The following is a 20,378-nucleotide window of genomic DNA, read 5'->3' on the forward strand; positions in this document are numbered from 1 at the left end:
GACTATTGCTCCTTGTCTTGGTTTTGCTGCAGTTGCTCGACTTGCACTCGAAGTTGGTCAACTTGAAGCGTGAGTTGTTCTATTTGTTTGCTTTGCTCACTGTCTAACTGACTGACATTACTTGCAGCCTTAAATCCCCACCCTCGTTCCTCGCGGTACAACGTAGCCCAGATCCAAAGGAACGGCCAAATGGTATGTAACGTAAACAAACTCACCCAACCAGCCACGTGAATTGCATCTTGATGGGGGTGATTGCGCTTCTCGGCAATTTCATAGGGGATGTCGTGAATAATGATGATGCCGTAGAACAACACCAAAACCACAATCACTAAAATAGCCAATGCCACATAATCTAAAGCCATATCGAATTCCTAAGGGCTTGCTAAGCTTAAGAATTGAATATACCAGACCAACACACAACCACTAAACAATTACGCTACCTATTTAACAAAATCCTCAACAAAAACTGCAATAGTGAGCATTCCTAATAACTCCAACTTACTTGCGAGTTAGCATGACCTTGACTCACTTTAGGATATGTTTAGAAATTTCTACTTTAGGTAACAAATCAAACACTAAGCTGGATATTTTCTAGAATTATCTGTTTGCTATTAGTGGTGCATTTATATTCAACATGGCACTATTACCAGTTCACGCGAATAGTAGGTTTATTTCCATTTTGTCTTTATCTAAAACCAACTCCACATCGATCCAAGCTAGAGCTGAAGCGATGAATGTTAAGATCAGCGAAATGCAGGGTAGTGCTGCCGATCTGAATAGCTTTTGTTTAGCGTTACAAAAGCTGATTGGCACTGAGATGCCAGCGGAGAATATGGTGTTGTGCGACATGAGTGGTGCGTGGCCAAAGCTTATGTGGATTAAAGACAATCTCAATAATGTAATCCCTACCAATCTAGAAAATGGCGTAACTCACTATTTGATGCGCCATGGCCGCTCCGCGGTGCTGCATCAAATGGAAGTGCTGAGCCTGATTAATCGTGGTCAGGTTAGCTTGATTGGCAATTTACCCCACAGCTGGATGGGGATTATTGTGGCGCAGCAGCAACAATTAGTTGCCAGCGTTATCTTACAAACCTATGACAGCTACCGCTTTACCAATGACGACAAAAAACTGCTCGACCTTCTGACTCCTGCCATTGCCAGTGCACTTGCGCATCTCCAGTCCCAACATAAGCAGCTTGAATCCAAGATTGCCGAGCAAGCGGAACGAAAATCGCAAAAGTCACTGCAAGTGATGTGTGAGCTAACTGAACTGTGTCAAAGCGAAATGCCACTGGATACGCTGTATGGTCGTTTTCACGAACTGCTTTCTCAGCTTATGCCGGCAACCCACTTTGTCATCGCATTGAAAGTGGGCGAAGACACGATTGACTTCGTGTATACCGCTAATGAAAACCTGGAAGATTTCACTCCTAGGCAAGGATACAATGGCATCACAGAGTACTCGATGCAGCAAGCCAAGCCATTATTGCTCACCCGCGAGCAAATGCAGGCGCTGTTCGATAATGGTGAAGTTACCTTGCTGGGCAGACGTTCTGCTTGTGTGCTTGCAGCGCCAATGCGATTCGGTGGCGAGGTGCTTGGCAGCTTAGTATTACAGGATTACCATGATGATCACGCCTACGGCGTCGCTGAGCGGCAACTGCTCGGCTATGTCGCACATCATATTGCTAACGTCATTGGCACACGGCGTACCCAAGAACAGCTAGCAAACAATCAACTAAAGCTCGAACAAGCAGTTAAACAACGCACCGCCGAGTTAGAACATGAGATCACCGAACGTCGCCGTATAGAAAGTCAGCTACGTCATGACACCTTACACGACGACTTAACCAGTTTACCCAATCGCACCATGATCATGGAGCGCCTTAACAAGGTGCTTGCAGTGCGCAAGCGCGATAAGTCTTTTCAGTATGCGTTGCTATTTTTGGATCTCAATCGCTTTAAGGTAATTAATGACTCCCTTGGCCACCTCACTGGTGATCATCTACTACGTCAAGTAGCACAGCGGTTAAGTAACTGCTTACGTGGATTTGATACCGTCGCCCGTTTAGGGGGGGATGAGTTTGCAATACTGGTCGAGCACCTTAACTCGCCTGAAGACGCAATCAATACTGCCAATCGCATTCAGGCTACGCTTTCTCGTCCTTTCTACATCGATAATGAAGAGGTTTACAGCGGTGCCAGTATCGGCATCGCCTTTGGCGATGAGCAATACCAAGAACCGTCAGAGTTACTTCGCGACGCCGACGTTGCAATGTACCGCGCCAAAGATCAGCACAGTAAGAAGCCAGTTGTGTTTGATGCCAGTATGCGCGAGGCTGCCCAACAGCGGATGACCTTAGAAAATGAGCTACAACGGGCACTGGAATTCGAACAGTTCGAAGTTTATTACCAACCAACATGGACTTTGGAGTCCGGTAAGTTGTGTGGTTTTGAAGCACTAGCGCGTTGGCGTCATCCTACCCGCGGGTTACTGCTGCCGGAAGACTTTTTACCAATGATGGAAGAGAATCGACAGATCATCGAGCTCGATCGTTGGGTGCTCCAAACCGCGACCAAGCACTTTGCACAGTGGTTAACCAAATACCCTCGTCTTGAGAGTATTGGAGTGAGTATAAATCTTTGCTCGGAATGGTTTAGTCGTAACGATAGCTTCGATGTCATCATCAAAACTTTAGCGACTAACAAACTAGCAGCGAAACACCTGCTGTTGGAGATCACCGAAAAAGGAGTTCAGCACCATCAAGAGAATGCAGCTCAGCTATTAAAACAGCTCCAAAATATTGGGGTGCGTTCGATTATGGACGACTTTGGTACCGGCTACTCCTCTCTCAGCCATCTGCATCAACTTCCTATTGAAGTAGTGAAGATCGACAGTAGCTTCATCAGTCGAATGAACCATTGCAACCGTTCTGCTGCCGTAGTAAGTGCCATCTTTACCCTGTGTAACGAACTGGGGATCAGCGTCAATGCTGAAGGTGTTGAGCGATTACAACAGATTGAACAACTGCGTGACTTAGGCTGCCACTATGGTCAAGGTTTCCACTTAGGCCGACCGCTGCCAGCCAATCAGATCAGTGACTTTTTAGCGGGCAAACCGACCGATAGATAACAGTTTGATATCTCGTGTTCAGATACAAAAAAACCAGCCGATGGCTGGTTTTTTTAGTTCTAAGCGAAGTGGCCAATTAGCACACGTTCAATACCTTAATCGCCAAACCACCACGAGAGGTTTCACGATATTTAGGGTGCATATCTTTACCGGTTTCGTACATAGTCGCGATAACCTTATCCAGCGAAACACATGGATCCGAGTTACGACGCATAGCCATACGAGTTGAGTTGACAGCCTTCACTGCTGCAATCGCATTACGCTCAATGCATGGCACCTGCACCTGACCCGCAACTGGATCACAGGTTAGGCCAAGGTGGTGCTCCATTGCGATTTCAGCAGCGATACAGACCTGCGACGCAGACGCGCCCATAAGCTCAGCCAAACCGGCAGCAGCCATAGAACAAGCTACGCCAACCTCACCCTGACAGCCAACTTCAGCACCAGAGATAGAGGCGTTCATCTTGTATAGGGTACCCACAGCACCAGCTGCTAAGAAGAAAGTGGTGTACTGCTTAACGCCTACTGGTTCGATAAATTTATCGTAGTAAGCCAATACCGCTGGGATGATGCCTGCAGCACCGTTTGTCGGCGCGGTAACTACACGACCACCCGCAGCGTTTTCTTCAGATGCCGCTAACGCGAACATGTTCACCCAATCGATAATCGCCATTGGATCGTTTGAAAGAGAGGCACTAGAAACCAATTGACGATGCAATGCCGCCGCGCGACGTGGCACCCTCAGAGGTCCAGCGAGCAAACCTTCAGTTGAGCAGCCGCGGTTGATGCATTCGCGCATCACATTCCACACCTGGGCAAAGTTTGCCGCGATCTCCGCTTCGCTGTGATACGCCTTTTCGTTTTCCATCACCATCGCACTGATGCTCATGCCGTTTGATTGGCATAGATCCAGCATCGATTCCGCATCGGTAAAACCGTACGGCAGTGGTTTGAGGTTACTGTCTGGCTTACCAAAGTTTTCTTCATCAACCACAAAACCGCCACCAGTCGAATAGTAGGTTTTTGAATAGATGCTGAATTCGCCTTGGTAGGCGTGGATAGACATGCCGTTCTCATGCAGAGCTAATGTCTCTTCATGGAAGGTCACAGAACCTTGCGGGAACTCAACAACGTGAGAGCCATCAACCACTAACTGTTCCGATTGCTCAACCTGCTCAATGAAACCAGGGATGCTATCAATATCAACGCTTTCTGGGCTGTTGCCAGCCAGCCCCATAATGATAGCGATATCAGTATGGTGACCCTTACCAGTTAGCGAGAGTGAACCATAAATATCAACACTGATGCGAGTTACGTTACCAAGCTTGTTGCTATTACGCAGATCGTCAACGAAGGTTTTCGCTGCCTTCATCGGTCCGACTGTATGCGAACTAGAAGGACCAACACCGATTTTGAAAATATCGAATACGCTATACATCTGCATAACCTCGGAAAGATAGAAAACATAAAGCCGGACCAGCAAGCCCGGCTTCTATAAAGGGTACTTTTTACTTAGAACAACAGATCTTTAACGATGGCAGAGATTGCCACTAGACCCATGATGGCCACGAAGATGTTCGACACTTTACCGTCGTACTTCTTCATCGCTGGTACTTTCTTGATGGCGTACATTGGCATCAGGAACAGGATGGCAGCGATAAACGGTGCGCCGATTGACTCAATCATACCCAGTACAGATGGGTTGATGATGGCAACACCCCAAGTGGTGAAGAAGAAGAAAGCAACCAAGGCTTTATCAAACTTCTTCTCGCCCATTGCTTCAACAGCGTTAGGGCAGCTCTTACGAGCCATACCAGCTAGACCTTCTTTCGCACCTAAGTAGTGACCGAAGAAAGAAGAGAAGATAGCCAAGAATGCAACCAGTGGACCCAACAAGGAGATAACTGGAGAGTCGAATTCGTTAGCCAAGTAGCTCAGTACAGGTAAGTTCTGTGCTTTTGCTTCAGCCAGTTGAGCTGGAGACAGAGACAGTACTACAGAGAATACGAAGAACATTACGAAGCCAAGCAGCATGAACGAAGCACGCTTAAGAATGGCGTCAGATTTCGCAGCAGCGTTGTCGCCGTGTGCTTTACGCTGTGCTTGTGCCATAGAGGACACTGCTGGGCTGTGGTTGAACGAGAAGATCAACATTGGGATCGTCAGGTAAACAACCATCATCAGGTCACCGAAAGCAGGCATCTTGTCGAAGGACATCGCTTCCATTGACCAGCTTGGAATCAGGTAAACTGACATACCAAACAGAATCGCAACCAGTGGGTAAACCAATAGCTCAGTGGCTTTCAGCATCAACTTCTGGCCTAGGATCATCACTGACATCATCATTGATACCAATACACCTGACAGAATCCAGCGTGGGATTGATTCCATGCCCATCTGGTTGACCATAAAGGAGTCTAAGGTGTTGGTGATGGCGTTACCGTAGATCAGTACGATTGGGTAAATCGCAAAGAAGTATAGGAACGAGATGATGATACCGGCGTTCTTACCGAAATGCTCAACGACAACGTCAGACAGATCAGCATTTGGGTTCTTAGAAGACAGAACAAAACGACCCAGTGCACGGTGAGACAGGTAGGTCATTGGACCAACCAGCATTGCAATCACGATCAATGGCCAAAAACCTTCAAGGCCAGCACGGATTGGCAGGAATAGTACACCGGCGCCTACCGCGGTACCGAACATAGACAGTGACCAAGTTAGGTCCTGCTTAGAAAAGCCGACTGATTTTTTATCAGTTGTGGTTGCAGTGTTGTTCTGCATGATTATCACCTATGAGTGTGTTCGAGTTAGCGAGGCACAGAATAGGGATTTGAGCGAACAAAAAGGTGATATAAATCACCTCAGTGAAGATCATAAGTGACCAAGGTCACGTTCTGCAACAGAATATCATTCGAACCACAGATTGGTCTTACCAATTTACCATTAATAATGCGCATACAGTGTCTTTTACAGAGAACTATCCCAGTCGAACGGTGGCGAGATAGATCACCAATGTCGATATTTTGTGATTAATGCCACCTTGTTGCTGATGAGTAACGTCTTTCAACCAAATACAAACAAACCGCCAGTGATTGTAACGTTTGCGAGCTTGCACCACAGCGGTGCGTGAATCTCAGTCGAGCGAGGTGGCAATAGCAGCCGGAAGGAAGTTCAGTCGGAGTTGGCTAAGGCGGCATCGATAATCGAGTTACCAATGCCAATGGAGCGTTTAGCCGCGTGGATAGGCTGTGGCGGCTGGCTTATCCAAATAACAGTTTGCACCCCATAAAAATGAGGAAGGCTGCAAATGCTCGTTGCAACCACAGTTGCGACAATTTCGCCCCCAACGCCGCCCCCACTCGAACAAATTGGGAGCTTGCCACTACAATACCAGCAAAAGCAGGCAGATAAACGTAGCCTAAAGTCCACTCTGGTAAGTCGACGGCATTCCAGCCATTAACAATAAAACTGGTCACGCCTGCGACCGCCAGTGGCAATGTCAACGTGGCCGAGGTGCCTACGGCACGCTTCATATCAACTGAGCAATAGCGCAAAAATGGCACACTCAAACTCGCTCCACCGATCCCGACCATGGCGGAAAGGGTGCCGATGACACTGCCGGCTGCGATCAAACCACCACTGTGGGGCAGCTTACGCCCGGCATCAGGCTTTAAACCAAACAACATCTGGGTCGCAATAACAAACATGAACACTCCCAGTAAAATGGCTAAACCGTCGGCCGGAACCCTATCAGCGATAATTCCGCCTAAGTAAGCACCAAAAAGTACCCCAGGAGTAAAACGCTTGACGATGCTCCAATCAACATTACCCCGTTGATGGTGGTTTTGAATCGCACTAATCGCAGTAATCACAATGGTTGCTAATGAGGTCGCGATAGCCATGTGGATATAGATATCTTGGCTTAAGCCCATCAAGCTAAACGTGGTGATCAGCACTGGTACAATTACTAACCCGCCACCAATTCCAAACAACCCTGATAAGGTGCCAGCGAAGGCACCTAAGCACAGATAAATCAGTAAATCCGACATGTTGGTTATTTCCCTTACAAAACCAAACACATTGTCTCAGTGAGTCTGGCAAAATAACAGCCATATATCTAACCGGTAACCGTTATGTCAGAGAAACGAGCAGTCGTAGCATCGAAAAACCCTGTAAAAGTTCAAGCCGCGCAACAGGCACTATCACAAGCTTTTCCCGCCACCACTTGGTTAGTTGAAGGCTTTGCAGTTCCGTCTGGTGTTGCCGAGCAACCATTAACCGAAACTGAGACTCGACTCGGCGCTGAAAACCGTCTCAATGCCTTGCGTTTGGCTCAGCCTGACGCCGATTTCTATGCTGCATTTGAGGGTGGTTATGACCGATTTAACGGCTCGCCTTTTACTTTTGCCTATGTTGCTATCTCCAATGGCGAACGAGTGCAATTCGGCCGCAGTGCCACCCTGCCCCTACCCGAACAAGTTGCAATCCAACTGGAACAAGGGGGCGAACTTGGGCCGCTGATGGACATCTTATTTAACGATCACAACATCAAACAGAAAGGCGGAGCTATTGGATTATTTACCAATGGCAAGGTTGATAGGTGCAGCACCTATCGCGATACCATGACACTGTTGCTGGCGCCCTTTTTACATCCCAACCTGTTTTAGCCAATCTGCCGCTCCAAGCAAATTAATGGCTCATTCATACGCAGCTGAACGGATCGACTCGCGCACCACAGTTTTAGCGTAGTCATTAGTTTACTTGGCATTTGGCGGCGCGAACTGGAATCTCAGTAGCAATTTATGCTGTCGAAATAACTGAGAACTAAACAGATCCGTTAAACACGTTATTCAGCACAAGCAGTTAGACTAAGTGAAACAGGTGCCTTAAGTGGCCTAAAAAATGGCTGTGTCCAACCTCTGCATCAGCAAGTGATCCAGCATTAGTTTTCCCATTAGCAACCACGCTGACGACGTCCTATATTAAGCTCAACACTCCGGTAGGAATCATTGTTGCTCCCATTAATGAAGCAGAGATTGCGGTAGCGTAGCGCTACCGCAATAAAGCTTATTCTGCTGGGCGAATTACCTTGTCTGATGATGTTGCTGCAGCAATCTCATCTTCAGTAAAGAGCAATGGACGCAAGTTATTGTTGTCACTGTAATATTGAGTTTGGTCATTCCAATGAGGTGACTGGAAGTTATTCGACTGACTGTAGGTCAATAATCCCCGAGCCGTCGGCCCATTGTCACCAAAGCCTACCACCATCATCCAACTAGAACCGTAACGGACATGATAACCTTCAGTGCTTAGCTGCGAACGCAACGGCTCGCCACTAACAGGATCAGTAACCGCGGTATAGGCATGTTGTGGTAACAAGGTATCATCACGGCTGTCGAGTGAATAACTGAACACATTAAAGCCACCTTCGCGATTGTTACTACCTGAAATGGCAATCTTGGCACCTGAAGCGCTGCCATCCGGCAACGACTTCTCGATAAACTGCATCGAGCCAAGGGGGGCATCAAGTCCAAAGCCGGCGTTCGTTAAGCTTTGCGCCGCCTGAGCCAAAATAACCAGCGCACTGCCATCATCAACCAACCCTGCTGGGGTAGTTACAGGCATGGTCGACACAAACGGTTGAGTTAGATGACTACCAGTATCAAATCGATGGGCAAATTCACGCAATAGCGCCCCCCCGATACTGTCTTTATTTTGCGCCCCATTCCATTGGCCTAGCGCTGCACAGGCGTTGGTTAAATCAACCACAGTGCCATTACCAATATCGACGCCGGTACTCCCTTGCGCTTCACACTGAGTCAATAACTCTGGCAACACCAACTCTCCCAAATAAGCGCGGTTGGAAAACAGTGCCGCTTCAACCTCGGCGGGGTCAAACAAACCATCATCACCACTGCTATCGGTTAACAGAGTTAGCCCCAATCGCGTTCGTAACGTTTGTTCGCTACGACGCTTACCGTATAACGGTGACACGTCCTCAATCGGTTCTGCAGGGTTGGTAACCCAATAGGAGTTATTAGAGTTCTGCACAAAATCCTGACGAACTAGCTTCGGTGCACTGTCGTAAGGCACCGCGTCATCGAAGGCAAATAGCGGTTCGTAAGGAAAAATAGTAAAGCCGGCTTGCTCTTTAATCGTTATTAAATCAGGAGATACCCGTAACGCGGTTTGGGCATAGTCACTGATATGCGGCACTGTTGAGTCATCGATATAGAAGGCATTACCTTGGTCATCGGCGTACATGGTATTGTTAAAGATAACCCCATCGAAATCCCTAAACGCTTGTTGGAACTGATCAATATTGGTGGCTAGGTTCATTGCTAACCAATGCTCTAATACGTCAACATTCTCTTCATTCGCATCTTGAATAAAAAACGCTTGGCTATCGTCCCACGCGAATGGGGCTAACGTCGGCGGTGCTTCAACCATAACTCCCTTAGCCGTACGGTAGATGGTCTTTTCAAATGGCACTACCACCCCTCCGCCAACATTAACGTCGATGCTGACCAGTTCAGATTCAATCGGCAGCTCCGCCCCGTCATAGAGGTAGGTAAGGCGGTCACCCTCTTTCAGCGCAAGGTTATACATAATGAAATGTTCAGCGGTAGAGAAAGTATGGGTCCAAGCTAGATTTTGATTAAAGCCAATATTGATGATACCCGGCGTACCAACCAGCGACCCTCCCATCACATCGAGCTCTCCAGGAATGGTTAGGTGCGATTGCCAAAAACGTAACTGGCCGGTGTGGGGGAAGTGAGGATTCCCCAAAACGATACCTTTGCCATTGGCACTTAGCTCACTGCCTATTCCCCAGCCGTTGGAGCCTAAGTCGATCGGATTAAGCTCTGGCGTGGTTATCTTTCCAGCGCGGCTCCGCGCTTTGTCGTGGATCTGCGCTAACAGCTGTTGCTGTGGCTTCGAAAGCTCGTCAATAGCAGCTGTAGCTGCCGGTTGCGGCAGATATTCGTCGCCATCACCGGGATTAGCAAAGAAAATAAGATCGAGGAAATTGGCTGAGCCTGGCAGCAGTGCAATAGAAAACAGGTAGGTTAGCAGATCAACCGGTTCAATCGGTTCAACCCACGCTTGCCCTGCACAGGGAAGGTTCGGCGTTTGATTGGTCTCCAGTTCCGAAAGGTAGAGGTTATAGCCTTCGGTGAAACCGGACATCATCGCCACAGAGCGCTCTGGCATGGTATCGAGTAACACCTCAGCACTGGCTCGCACCCCCAATGCTTTATAACCAAAGTCGCTAATAATATTTTGGTTGTCTTCCGCCAGCACGTCACCGGTATTAAAATCAATACTACGGTGCGGCCCAAAGAACTTAGATCGTTCACTGTTGGCCTTCACAAAGCCATCCGCCAAGATACACAGGTGGTCCTCTGCTTGAGCATAACCAGAGCCAAATGCGATCTCTTGCAAACTGTCGGCTTCAATGTGGGGTACCCCGTAACTGGTGCGGCGGATCCGTGCTTCCAGCGTACCGTCTGCCATGGTAGTAACCGACGGCGGCACAATCGGCTCTGGCGCCGGTGGCACCACCGCCACTGGTGGCGTTGGTACGTCGTAGTCGTTATCACAACCGGCAAGCACTAAGGCGGCAGTCAACGCGGTAACCAAAAATGGTCTTATTGTCATAATTATCTTCCTTGTTAAAAAACAATGCGGATACTGCGCGCGTCGTCTGAGTAATCTGGGCAAAGCCTCACTTCGGGTAATACTAGTAAAGCTACTTTTTAATCAAATCGCCACTGGTTTCAAGTACTAAGCTGCCCACACTGGGGTAACAAAAGGTATAATTGCTGTTTCACCCTCGATTTAGTAAAGGTACGCCGTGGAATCCTTGCGCTTACAATTCCCAGCTTTGGCACAGGGCAATCTAATCTATTTAGATAACGCCGCCACCACCCAAAAGCCCAATGAAGTGATCGATGCCATGTCGCAGTTTTACCTGCGCGACAACGCCAATGTTCACCGTGGTGCTCACCGGCTGTCAGCGCGTGCCACCCGTGCCTTTGAAGGTGCCCGTTATCAGTTGGCGCAGTTCATCAATGCGCCTAAAACCGAAGAGGTGATCTTCACCCGCGGCACCACCGACGCGATGAACCTGCTGGCAAGCTCATTAGGGAAGTTGACGTTACAAACCGGTGATACGGTATTAATCGATCAATGGGCACACCACGCCAGCATTGTGCCGTGGCAACAGGCTGCGATAACCGCAGGGGCGAGCATCAAAGCGATCCCAATGGATGGTAGTGGCCGACTGGACACCGACGCTTATCGGCAGCTACTCACCCTCAAGCCTAAAGTCGTGATATTAACCGGCGTCAGTAATGCCTTGGGTTGCCGTACTGATCTCGCTCAATTCATTGCTGCCGCCAAACTGGTTGAGGCCATTACCGTTGTCGATGGGGCACAAATGGTTGGGCATCACCCGGTCGATGTGCAGGCAATAAGCTGTGATTTTTTCGCCTTCTCTGGGCATAAGATGTACGGCCCAACAGGGATAGGGGTACTTTGGGGCAACAGCGCAATGTTAAACGCAATGCCACCTTATCAGTTTGGTGGAGAGATGATCGAAACCGTCAGCTTTGAGCACAGCAGCTTTAATCTGTTGCCGTTTAAGTTTGAAGCTGGCACCCCCGCCATCGCCGAAGCCATTGGTTTGGGGGCCGCGGCACAGTGGTTACAACGACAAAATAGAGATGAAGTGGCAGCGCATGAACAGAGACTCCTTAATTATGCACAGCAACAGTTACGCCAGCTAGACGGCGTTACCTTGTACAGCGCCTTTGACGACAACGTAGGTTCGCTGGCGTTTAATATTAATGGCGAACACCATCAGGATGTTGGGGTGTGGCTTGATCAGGCGGGCATTGCGATCCGTTGCGGCCACCACTGCTGCCAGCCGCTCATGGCCAGCCTACAGTTGAAAGGTACCTGCCGCGTCTCGGTCGCCGCTTATAACACCATGGCTGAGATTGATGCCTTTATCGCAGCTATTAAAGACTACTTGGAATTTGTAAATGACGACTGTTAACCAACAACTGTTTCTACAAAGCCCGTTAGGCGATACGCTCACCCAAGCGGCACTAACTGAAGAGCTTATGACCCAAGGGCACTGGCAAGGACGCTACCGAATTCTAATGAAGCTTGGCCAGCGAATGGATAAATTGCCAGAGTCGCTGCAGATCGATAGCGCAGTCGTAGCTGGCTGCGAAAGCGTGACTTGGCTGCATCATCGACAGATCGACGAACGTCACTATTTTCTAGCCGATTCAGACTCTCGAATTGTCCGCGGTTTGTTGGTTTTGGTCCTCGCAGCCTGCAATGGCAAAACCTCAGCGCAACTGGCAAGCGTCACGCTCTCTGATTGGTTTGCCGAGTTGGGCCTCACTGACCACTTAAGTCCAAGCCGCAGCAATGGCCTTAATGCCGTGGTGCAACAGATCCGGACGTTGCAATAACAGAGCTAAGTGTGGATACCAAAAACGGAGCACTCAATAAGTGCTCCGTTTTGTTAACCGCCTTATATCGCGCTAACTATTGCTGTTCACGTTTGGCTTTTTCTGCCAGCTTCAATAACACCCGCGATGCTGCCACAAAGCCGAAGGTACCGGTCACTGGGGTTACCGCACCAAAGCCAGTGGCACAGTCCATCGCTTTAGGCCCTTCCGCATCGGATTTGGTCATACACACTTCACCGTCACTGCTTGGGTAACGCAGCGGTTCGTCAGAGAACACACACTCAATGCTGAATTTACGTTTAAGGTTCTTGCTGAAGTTGTACTCTCGACGCAGATTGTTACGTACTTTGGCAGCCAATGGATCTTGATAGGTTTTGGCTAAATCCGCCACCTGTACTCGGGTTGGGTCCAGTTGGCCACCGGCACCACCGACGGTCACAATCTTAATTTTTTGGCGCTTACAGTGAGCAATAAGAGCGGTTTTGGCCTTGACCGAATCGATGCAATCCACAAGGTAATCTAGTTTGTTATCAATGAGCTCGTGCAGATTGTCGAGATCAACAAACTCTTCCACTTCATTAACCACAATGTCTGGGTTAATAGCGCGCATACGCTCCGCCATTACTGCTACCTTTGACTGACCAACAGTACTTTTCAGTGCATGGATCTGGCGATTGGTATTGGTGGTACAAATGTCATCTAAGTCGATAAGCGTTATCTGGCCAATGCCTGAGCGCGCCAGAGCTTCAGCAGCCCAAGTACCAACTCCGCCGATCCCTACGATACAAACGTGGGCATTAGCGAAATATTGCAACGCCTGCGCTCCATACAAACGGCCGATGCCGCCAAAGCGCTGCTGATAGAGATCGTTCATTATCGGAGCTCGCTAGCTTAAGTGAAAAAATCGAGGCGCGAGTATAGCAAAAAGCAGCAGCCAGCCAACCGGAGTCGTTAACATTAACGGTGAAAAGTTGGCCGCTGACAGAGGGAGAAAAATAAACGATTGAGGCTAGCTGGAGATCTCGAGCAGCGAACGCACTTTCGCCAACCAAGAGCAGTTGTCGCAGGTGCAGGCGCGGCGATTAAGATGTGCCGCAGTTAGCTGGGCTTCAACATAATCCATCGCTTTGGTTAATTCACGGCGAATATCGTCGTCAGTTTTATCATCCAAAGAAATTAATTCATCATTGTGATTCAACCACTTACATTCCATGTCTTGGTGACAATAAGTGCACTCTTCATCAACCGGGTTGTAAAAAACGGCATGTTTACAAAAGCGCACGTCCATGTTGTCACGCATCTTCCGGCGTGGGTAAGCCATCAGTTCGGACAGGCCTGTGCGATCGATTGTGTCTAATTGTATGGTTTTGGTCATGGTGAACGCTCTAATTCCCATTTGCTCTTAGTCTGTCACAGCTACCGCGGCATAGATCAATACAGTAGTGAGCATTGTGCAGTAGATCACAATCACACCAACTGTTCACTATACGGTATGCTGCTAACTGATTGATCGTTAGTGGCAGGGAGCCAAGTCGTGGCAGAACAGCAATCGTTGCAGCAATTTTATATCCCCGAGGAGCAGAGTATCTACCTGCTGCGTCAAGATGACGCGCGAAAGTTACGACAATGGCAAGCGTTATGCCAACAACAGCTGCGTCAATTGGGTTACAGCCAGGTGCACTTTATTGGTAAAGGGGTGTTTGGGTTTGTGTTCGCTGGCATCGGCCACGGCAAACAGCAGGTGTTTAAATTCAGCCGCCGCACCCTGCCACAACGCCTCCAGGATCAACTGCAAGATGAAGCGGAAATCTTAGCGCAACTCGACCATCCAAACATTCCCGGACTCACCCACTTTGTACGTGCCTCCGGCCAACCTATTCTCCAGATGGAGCGTGCGCCAGGCCGAGAATTAGCCCAACTGGCTCAGCGCTGTGGCGCACTCCCGCTCACATGGTTAATGCCAATTGCCCAACAACTCGCTGAAATATTGCTGTATTTGCGCCAGCTACCTCGGCCAATTGTGCACGGCGACATCAAACCATCAAACCTGCTGTTCGAGCCCGCTCAGCGCCACCTCTCCTTGGTTGATTGGGGCTCTGCCGTGACTGCCCAACAAGATATCGACGGCCATGCATTGGGCTCCAGTATAGGCCTATATGAGGGCCAGCAAAGCTCCAATGCGCGCATGGGTGATGTCTACTTTATTGGGCCAGAACAACTTGCTCAACGACCATCGTCACCGCGTTTTGACGAGCAGGGGGTGGCGGCTACATTGTATGCTCTGGCTTCAGGCCAAATAAGTCGTTTTGGCAGCAAATTGCAACCCGCTAGCAGCTTAGGTCTGCCACGGCCGTTAGCTGAGATCCTTGATGGCTTGCTCAGTGACGATGAGACGACTCGGCAACAAGCAGGAGATCACCTTGTTGCGACCCTTCCTGCCAGTCGGCACTGGCGTCTTATCGCACCGCCCCAACCGGTTATCAGTTGCCTGTTGCCATTATGGGTTCATCGTCAGGGCAAACAGATCGATACCGTGGTTTACAGTTCACGTAAATCGTTCCTGCTCGCCAATCAAATTAAGCCTAATGACAATCAACGCCACGACATCCAATTAGCACACTACTATCGCGACTTTATGCAAGGTATGGGGGACAATGAGAAAGCGTTTGTGGTGGCGGTAAGCCAACTCGGAAACTACCCACTATTGGGAGGGTTGGCCCTGCACTGGCACGGCGACGGAGTCGATATTGATTGCAGTCTCAACCTGCAAGATCCAACCTTAAGACAACCCTTTACCCATGTGGTTAATACCGTGGTGCGCTTGGCTCAAACGCTACAACCCCAGCACAATAACGCGATATTTAAGGCATGCTTCTTTGACGCACGCGATACCTTGCACCTTAACCGCAACAATAACGGCCAACGATTTGTCGCACCACCTGAATTATCGCTGCCGTTTGAGCTCGGTAGCGCCCCGCAACAAGAGTTAAGCAGCCGCTTACACTCTTACTTTGAGGATGGCCGGGATCCCGATGAAAACCTGACCCTACCTGCCTCAATCATGAGTGAGCTCGGACGCCTCAACCTGATCCACCATACTGGTTGCATCATTTTCGAAGTGCTTGAGGACCACCTTAAAATCCACTCCTGCCTACGATTACTGGATCCTAATCGGCAACAGGCATTCAGCAACTGTTTGCAGCGAATTTTAGCGGCGCTAGTGGATATCGACGAATGCGGAATCGCTGGCTTTATGAAACTTCCCTACAAGAACACTCGTCAGTTCTCGACACTAGAGCAGCTACCCAACCGTTACTACCCTAAGGATCCGCGCATTTTCTTAAGCACAGAGACATAGAGCGACCGGGCGCTATCAACGTCGATTCGAGCGGTTAAGCTTGTTCCGGTAGACGCTTCATGCGCAGCAGGTGAATAGATACTGCAGTCGCGATCACCGCAAGCAACAGCTGCACTTGCCACAGCGGCACTAATACAATCCCTACAGTAATGCTGATCCACAAACTCAGCAAAGTGGTGGTGAGCTGTCGCAGTGTTAAGCCTCGACGCTCAAGGTAGTTAGTTAGCACTGGGCCGAGAAAACGGTTGTTAAACAGCCATTGCTGGCACCACTGTGAGCTGCGGGAAAAGCAGAAGGTCGCTAATAATAAGAACGGCACCGTGGGAATCAACGGTAAAAACAAGCCAACCATGCCACACGCTACCGCTAACCAACCTACCGTTAGCAACAGATAGCGCCACGGCCCTTGCGCCACTTTCATTAAGCTGATTCCTTATTCAGCCACGAATTCAGGGCCTCAAATAGCTGTGGTAACACGATAGGCTTAGTAATGTGGTCATTCATGCCTGCCGCAAGGCTCTTGTCGCGATCGCCACTCATAGCATGGGCGGTCATCGCTATAATTGGTATGTCGGTATTACTCTTACGGATCTCTTTAGTGGCGCGGAGCCCATCCATTACTGGCATCTGAATGTCCATCAGTACCAAGTCGTATTGGTTGTCTGTCACAGCTTGCACCGCATCGGCACCATTGACGGCTAAACTCACCTGATAGCCGGCACTTTTGAGCAGTTCGGTAGCAATTTGTTGGTTAATCAGGTTGTCTTCCACCAATAAGATATGAGCCTGTTCATTGGTCTGCGGCAATGGCTCTGGTTGTTCGGCCTTAACTGCTGGTTCAAACTTACTAGCAAAAGCATCAAGTACGGCGTCTTGCAGATCGTTCTGCTTAAACGGCTTCTGTAGCAGCGTATGAACTCGACCCTGTTTAACCTCGTGCTGTACCGACTCTCCCCGATAAGCGGTCATCATCAAGATTTCCGGCACAGTCTCAATGCCGTTTTGCTGCTGCAAATGATGGATCTGTTCTACCAGCTCAAGGCCATCCATCTCAGGCATCATCCAATCGATTAACACTAAAACCGGCTGATGCTCCTTGATAAGATTAAGGGCATCGGCGCCGTTATCGGCGGTTTCAACCTGAAAGCCAAGATCCCGAAGGTAGGTGGAATAGATCTGCAGCGCGCTATGATTATCGTCGACCACAATGGCTTTGCCTTGCAGCTGCTCCGGCAGCAGTTTGGTACTGCCTTGTGGCGCCTCAACCTGCAGCGCATCGATGGTAAAGCTAAAGGTGGTGCCTTCACCAATACGACTACTGACCTCTATATCACCGCCCATCATAGCGACAAGGTGCTTACAAATTGACAACCCTAAGCCGCTGCCACCGTACTCACGAGTAGTTGACCCATCCGCTTGACTAAAGGCATCAAACAACCGCTTTTGTTGAGCTGCCGTGATGCCGATACCCGTATCGCGCACCCAAAACTTGAGGCTAACTCGACCGTTACTCTCTTTAATGTCTTCACAGCCCAGCTCAACTTCACCGTGCTCGGTAAACTTAACCGCATTAGACAGTAGATTAACCAACACCTGGCCAAGCCGGAGAGAGTCCCCTTGCACGTGCAAACCGGCGGTTATTGGCGCATACAGCAGCAGTTCAACGCCCTTCTCCTGAGCCTTAATTGCATTGATCGACAACACGTGTTCAAGCACCTGATCAAGAGAAAAATCACGCTGTTCTAACTCAAGCTTACCTGCTTCAATCTTGGAGAAGTCGAGAATGTCATTGATGATACGCAGCAGCGATGCGGCACTCATCTTAGCTTTATCTAAGTAGTCTCGTTGGCGATCGTCCACTTCGGTACGCAAAGTTAGCTCTAACATGCCCAATACCGCATTCATTGGGGTACGGATCTCATGGGACATGTTAGCTAAGAACTCACTTTTGGTACGGTTAGCAAGCTCAGCGTCTTGCTTTGCTTCCAGCAGGGTAACTTCGTTGCCTTTTTGCTGGGTAATATCTTTATTGGTTCCCAGCAAACGCAGCGGCTCACCAAACTCATCAAACTCAACCGCACGGCCACGACAAAGGATCCAATGGTATTCCCCGCCTTTCCCTCGAAGGCGGAACTCCACCGAAAACGCTTGCTCGGGGAAGTCAAGGTAATCGTCGATGTAGCGCTCGACCCGCTGGCGATCGTCACTGTGCATCAAACTATAGAAGGTATCGATTAGCAGCGGGAACTCATCGGCCTCATAACCGAGCATGGTGTAATAAGCAGGGTTACAGATCATCTGGTTGGAGTCGAGGTACCAATCCCACATGCCATCTTCAACTGCGTCCATCGCCAAGTGATAGCGCTGCTCTGAACGACGGATCTGCTCCTGCTGTTGGGCTTCACGGGTGATGTCTCGCCATACGGAAATCAGCCCTAATAGCTCACCACGACGGTTATAGAATGGCAATCTAAGTACATCTAGAAGTACCATTTTGCCGTCGATCTCTACCCGTTCTTGATAACGGTCTGGAGTCCGCTTTTCCAGCAGCTCTGAATCCTCTTTGGCTTGTTGAGCTGCCCGCGGTGAGGGATCGATCTCAGTGACGGCGCTACCAATAATCTCCGATTCATTTTGGCCCAGCATCCGTTCTGCTGCTTTGTTACAGCCCAGATATCGGCCAGAGGTGTCTTTAAATACGATCGCTTCAGGAATAGCATCGATCAGGCTGCGCATCAGCGAAAAATCCCGTTCCCGCTGCTCATTCGAGAGGCGTAACCGTTCCGTTCGCTTGGCAACCAGCTTGTCCAAACGGCGGTTCTGTTCGGCCAAGTGGCGGGTGTATTGTTGATTCTCTTCAAAGGTTCTGGAGATCAACTCAAACCAGGTCTCCCACCCTCGCTGCACCCTCGTTGGTGGTGGCTGTGGTTGCTCTGTGCTGCGTTCCAAGTGAGTTAACAGTTGCGAAGCTGGGCTAACAAAGGCACGGCGAGTCAGGTAGTGCACTGCCGTCACCAAGATCGACAACGCCATAATAACGGTCAAGAAGGTGGATTCGAGCTGACGTAGGGTAGGTGCCATCATCTCAGCCTGTGGTTGCATAAACAGCAACCGCCATGGTGCCACCCCCATCGACATAGAGCGGATATAAAAGTCGTTAGTGATTAAGCCATTATCACTGTTAATCAGTTCTGAAACTGGCACATTATTAAGTGCAGGGGGCAATTTCTGACTGAGTTGATAGGTACGAGCAATCGACTCCTGATGCATATTGGGGTAAGACATCAGGTTATTATTGTCATCAAGCAGCAACACCATACCTTCGACATCGAAGTAACGCTCAATCTGGTTGGCGAGGGTTACTAACTCAATATCAAGGAACAGCGCCCCAAGAAATTGATTATCAATGTATACCGGCATTCCTAATGTGGTGATGAGCTCACCACGCTCATCTCGGCGCACTTCGCTCCAAAACATCTTCCGCTCTGGGTTCTGTTGTGGCTGCGCTAAACCAAACAGCGGCGAGTGCAGAATGCTTTCACGGATACCGCCGTCTTCTTGAGGCCATGGATACACCGACATCATCTTGCGGTTCGAGATGTAATAGATCTGTGATGCCTTTGGCGCCATCCGTTTCGCCACTGGCAATGTCAGTGACATCTGGTGGAGCATATCCAGCTCGAGATAGAAATCAGGGCTGCGCCCTGATAGCCGCCCCTTACCAACAATCAAGCCTATCCCCTCTTTAATCAGCTGATTGTCGAAGGTTTCTAACTCAAAGTAATCGTCGTGAGCATCAAACCGAGCTAAATCAGGGAAGGCGCTGACTCGGGTCACTTGACCAATGGTTAGATGGTTTACCGCAAAATCATGCAACGATTGTAATGCTCGCACGCTCGACTCAAGCAGCATATCAACTTGATGCGCGTGCTGAGTAATACGCCCAAACTTGTCATCCATTAGCTGCTGACGCTTGTTGTTGTAATCAACCGCAGCGGTAACCATAGCTAACAGCACCACAACCAAATAGGTATAGAAAACGGCTTTATTGTAGCGGCGAAGAATCGGCAATTTCACAAGCAGTCGAACACATTAGGAGTCGTTGTTTGCCAGTGTATCAGATGCAAGATTGCCCGGTTACTACCAAAACCAACTTAAGCCGCGCTCTAATCGTCTATCAAACAATTTCCTTAAGGAACACATTTTCACACGCCAATGACTCTTTTAGCACCCACAGCTAAATTTCATTAAAAAGTAGAAGATAGATCCCATATGTTTATTTCCAACAAGTTACCAATGATAACTCGAGGTTAATTCAGGTAACCGGCTATGGAACGCTGAAAGGGAGTTCACAAATAATCACGCACCAATGTCACAAAAACACATCAGT

At 49.2% G+C, this 20,378-nt stretch carries 14 protein-coding genes; 5 read left to right on the top strand and 9 right to left on the bottom strand.

All coding sequences use genetic code 11. The features are described from left to right. Positions 1-2 precede the first annotated feature (2 nt). The gene (locus HER31_RS13375) at positions 3-362 is read right to left on the bottom strand and encodes a DUF3302 domain-containing protein (RefSeq protein ID WP_168661134.1); all 360 of its coding nucleotides are present in this window, start codon (positions 360-362) and stop codon (positions 3-5) included. A gap of 368 nt (positions 363-730) precedes the next feature. On the opposite strand from HER31_RS13375, the gene HER31_RS13380 reads away from it, so the two are divergent. Further along, a complete protein-coding gene (locus HER31_RS13380) occupies positions 731-3,136 on the top strand; it encodes a putative bifunctional diguanylate cyclase/phosphodiesterase (protein ID WP_168661136.1) in 2,406 nt (801 codons plus the stop codon). 76 nt (positions 3,137-3,212) lie between these two features. On the opposite strand, the gene HER31_RS13385 is transcribed toward HER31_RS13380, so the two are convergent. From HER31_RS13385 to HER31_RS13395, 3 genes are all read right to left on the bottom strand, one after another. After that, on the bottom strand, positions 3,213-4,574 hold the full coding sequence (locus tag HER31_RS13385) for an L-serine ammonia-lyase (RefSeq protein ID WP_168661138.1): 1,362 nt from the start codon (positions 4,572-4,574) through the stop codon (positions 3,213-3,215). A gap of 74 nt (positions 4,575-4,648) precedes the next feature. Beyond that, entirely contained in the window at positions 4,649-5,920 is a 1,272-nt protein-coding gene (locus HER31_RS13390; RefSeq protein ID WP_168661140.1) for an aromatic amino acid transport family protein, read from the bottom strand. A gap of 479 nt (positions 5,921-6,399) precedes the next feature. After that, positions 6,400-7,188: a sulfite exporter TauE/SafE family protein gene (locus HER31_RS13395; RefSeq protein ID WP_168661142.1), complete on the bottom strand. Its 789-nt coding sequence runs from the start codon at positions 7,186-7,188 to the stop codon at positions 6,400-6,402. A gap of 84 nt (positions 7,189-7,272) precedes the next feature. Here HER31_RS13395 and yjjX point away from each other — a divergent pair, with 84 nt between their 5' ends. Beyond that, positions 7,273-7,806, top strand: coding sequence for an inosine/xanthosine triphosphatase (yjjX, locus tag HER31_RS13400; protein ID WP_168661144.1), 534 nt, complete (start codon positions 7,273-7,275; stop codon positions 7,804-7,806). 400 nt (positions 7,807-8,206) lie between these two features. On the opposite strand, the gene HER31_RS13405 is transcribed toward yjjX, so the two are convergent. Then, positions 8,207-10,801, bottom strand: coding sequence for a penicillin acylase family protein (locus HER31_RS13405; protein WP_168661146.1), 2,595 nt, complete (start codon positions 10,799-10,801; stop codon positions 8,207-8,209). 196 nt (positions 10,802-10,997) lie between these two features. Here HER31_RS13405 and HER31_RS13410 point away from each other — a divergent pair, with 196 nt between their 5' ends. Further along, complete coding sequence (locus HER31_RS13410) at positions 10,998-12,203, top strand: aminotransferase class V-fold PLP-dependent enzyme (RefSeq protein ID WP_168661148.1); 1,206 nt, start codon at positions 10,998-11,000, stop codon at positions 12,201-12,203. Further along, positions 12,190-12,630, top strand: coding sequence for a SufE family protein (locus HER31_RS13415; RefSeq protein ID WP_168661150.1), 441 nt, complete (start codon positions 12,190-12,192; stop codon positions 12,628-12,630). The genes HER31_RS13410 and HER31_RS13415 overlap by 14 nt, the downstream gene beginning before the upstream one ends. Before the next feature lie 76 nt (positions 12,631-12,706). Here the strand turns inward: HER31_RS13415 and tcdA are convergent, their stop codons facing one another. After that, complete coding sequence (gene tcdA, locus HER31_RS13420) at positions 12,707-13,504, bottom strand: tRNA cyclic N6-threonylcarbamoyladenosine(37) synthase TcdA (RefSeq protein ID WP_168661152.1); 798 nt, start codon at positions 13,502-13,504, stop codon at positions 12,707-12,709. 135 nt (positions 13,505-13,639) lie between these two features. Then, the gene (locus tag HER31_RS13425; protein ID WP_168661154.1) at positions 13,640-14,005 is read right to left on the bottom strand and encodes a hypothetical protein; all 366 of its coding nucleotides are present in this window, start codon (positions 14,003-14,005) and stop codon (positions 13,640-13,642) included. 159 nt (positions 14,006-14,164) lie between these two features. Between HER31_RS13425 and HER31_RS13430 the strand changes: the two genes are divergently transcribed. After that, positions 14,165-15,988, top strand: coding sequence for a protein kinase domain-containing protein (locus HER31_RS13430; RefSeq protein ID WP_202983561.1), 1,824 nt, complete (start codon positions 14,165-14,167; stop codon positions 15,986-15,988). A gap of 34 nt (positions 15,989-16,022) precedes the next feature. On the opposite strand, the gene HER31_RS13435 is transcribed toward HER31_RS13430, so the two are convergent. Together HER31_RS13435 and HER31_RS13440 are read right to left on the bottom strand one after the other, a co-directional pair. Beyond that, on the bottom strand, positions 16,023-16,409 hold the full coding sequence (locus HER31_RS13435; protein ID WP_168661156.1) for a YbaN family protein: 387 nt from the start codon (positions 16,407-16,409) through the stop codon (positions 16,023-16,025). Further along, the gene (locus HER31_RS13440) at positions 16,409-20,071 is read right to left on the bottom strand and encodes a response regulator (protein ID WP_238786941.1); all 3,663 of its coding nucleotides are present in this window, start codon (positions 20,069-20,071) and stop codon (positions 16,409-16,411) included. The genes HER31_RS13435 and HER31_RS13440 overlap by 1 nt, the downstream gene beginning before the upstream one ends. Positions 20,072-20,378 lie beyond the last annotated feature (307 nt).

This window comes from Ferrimonas lipolytica, from assembly GCF_012295575.1.
Taxonomy (GTDB): Bacteria; Pseudomonadota; Gammaproteobacteria; order Enterobacterales; family Shewanellaceae; genus Ferrimonas; species Ferrimonas lipolytica.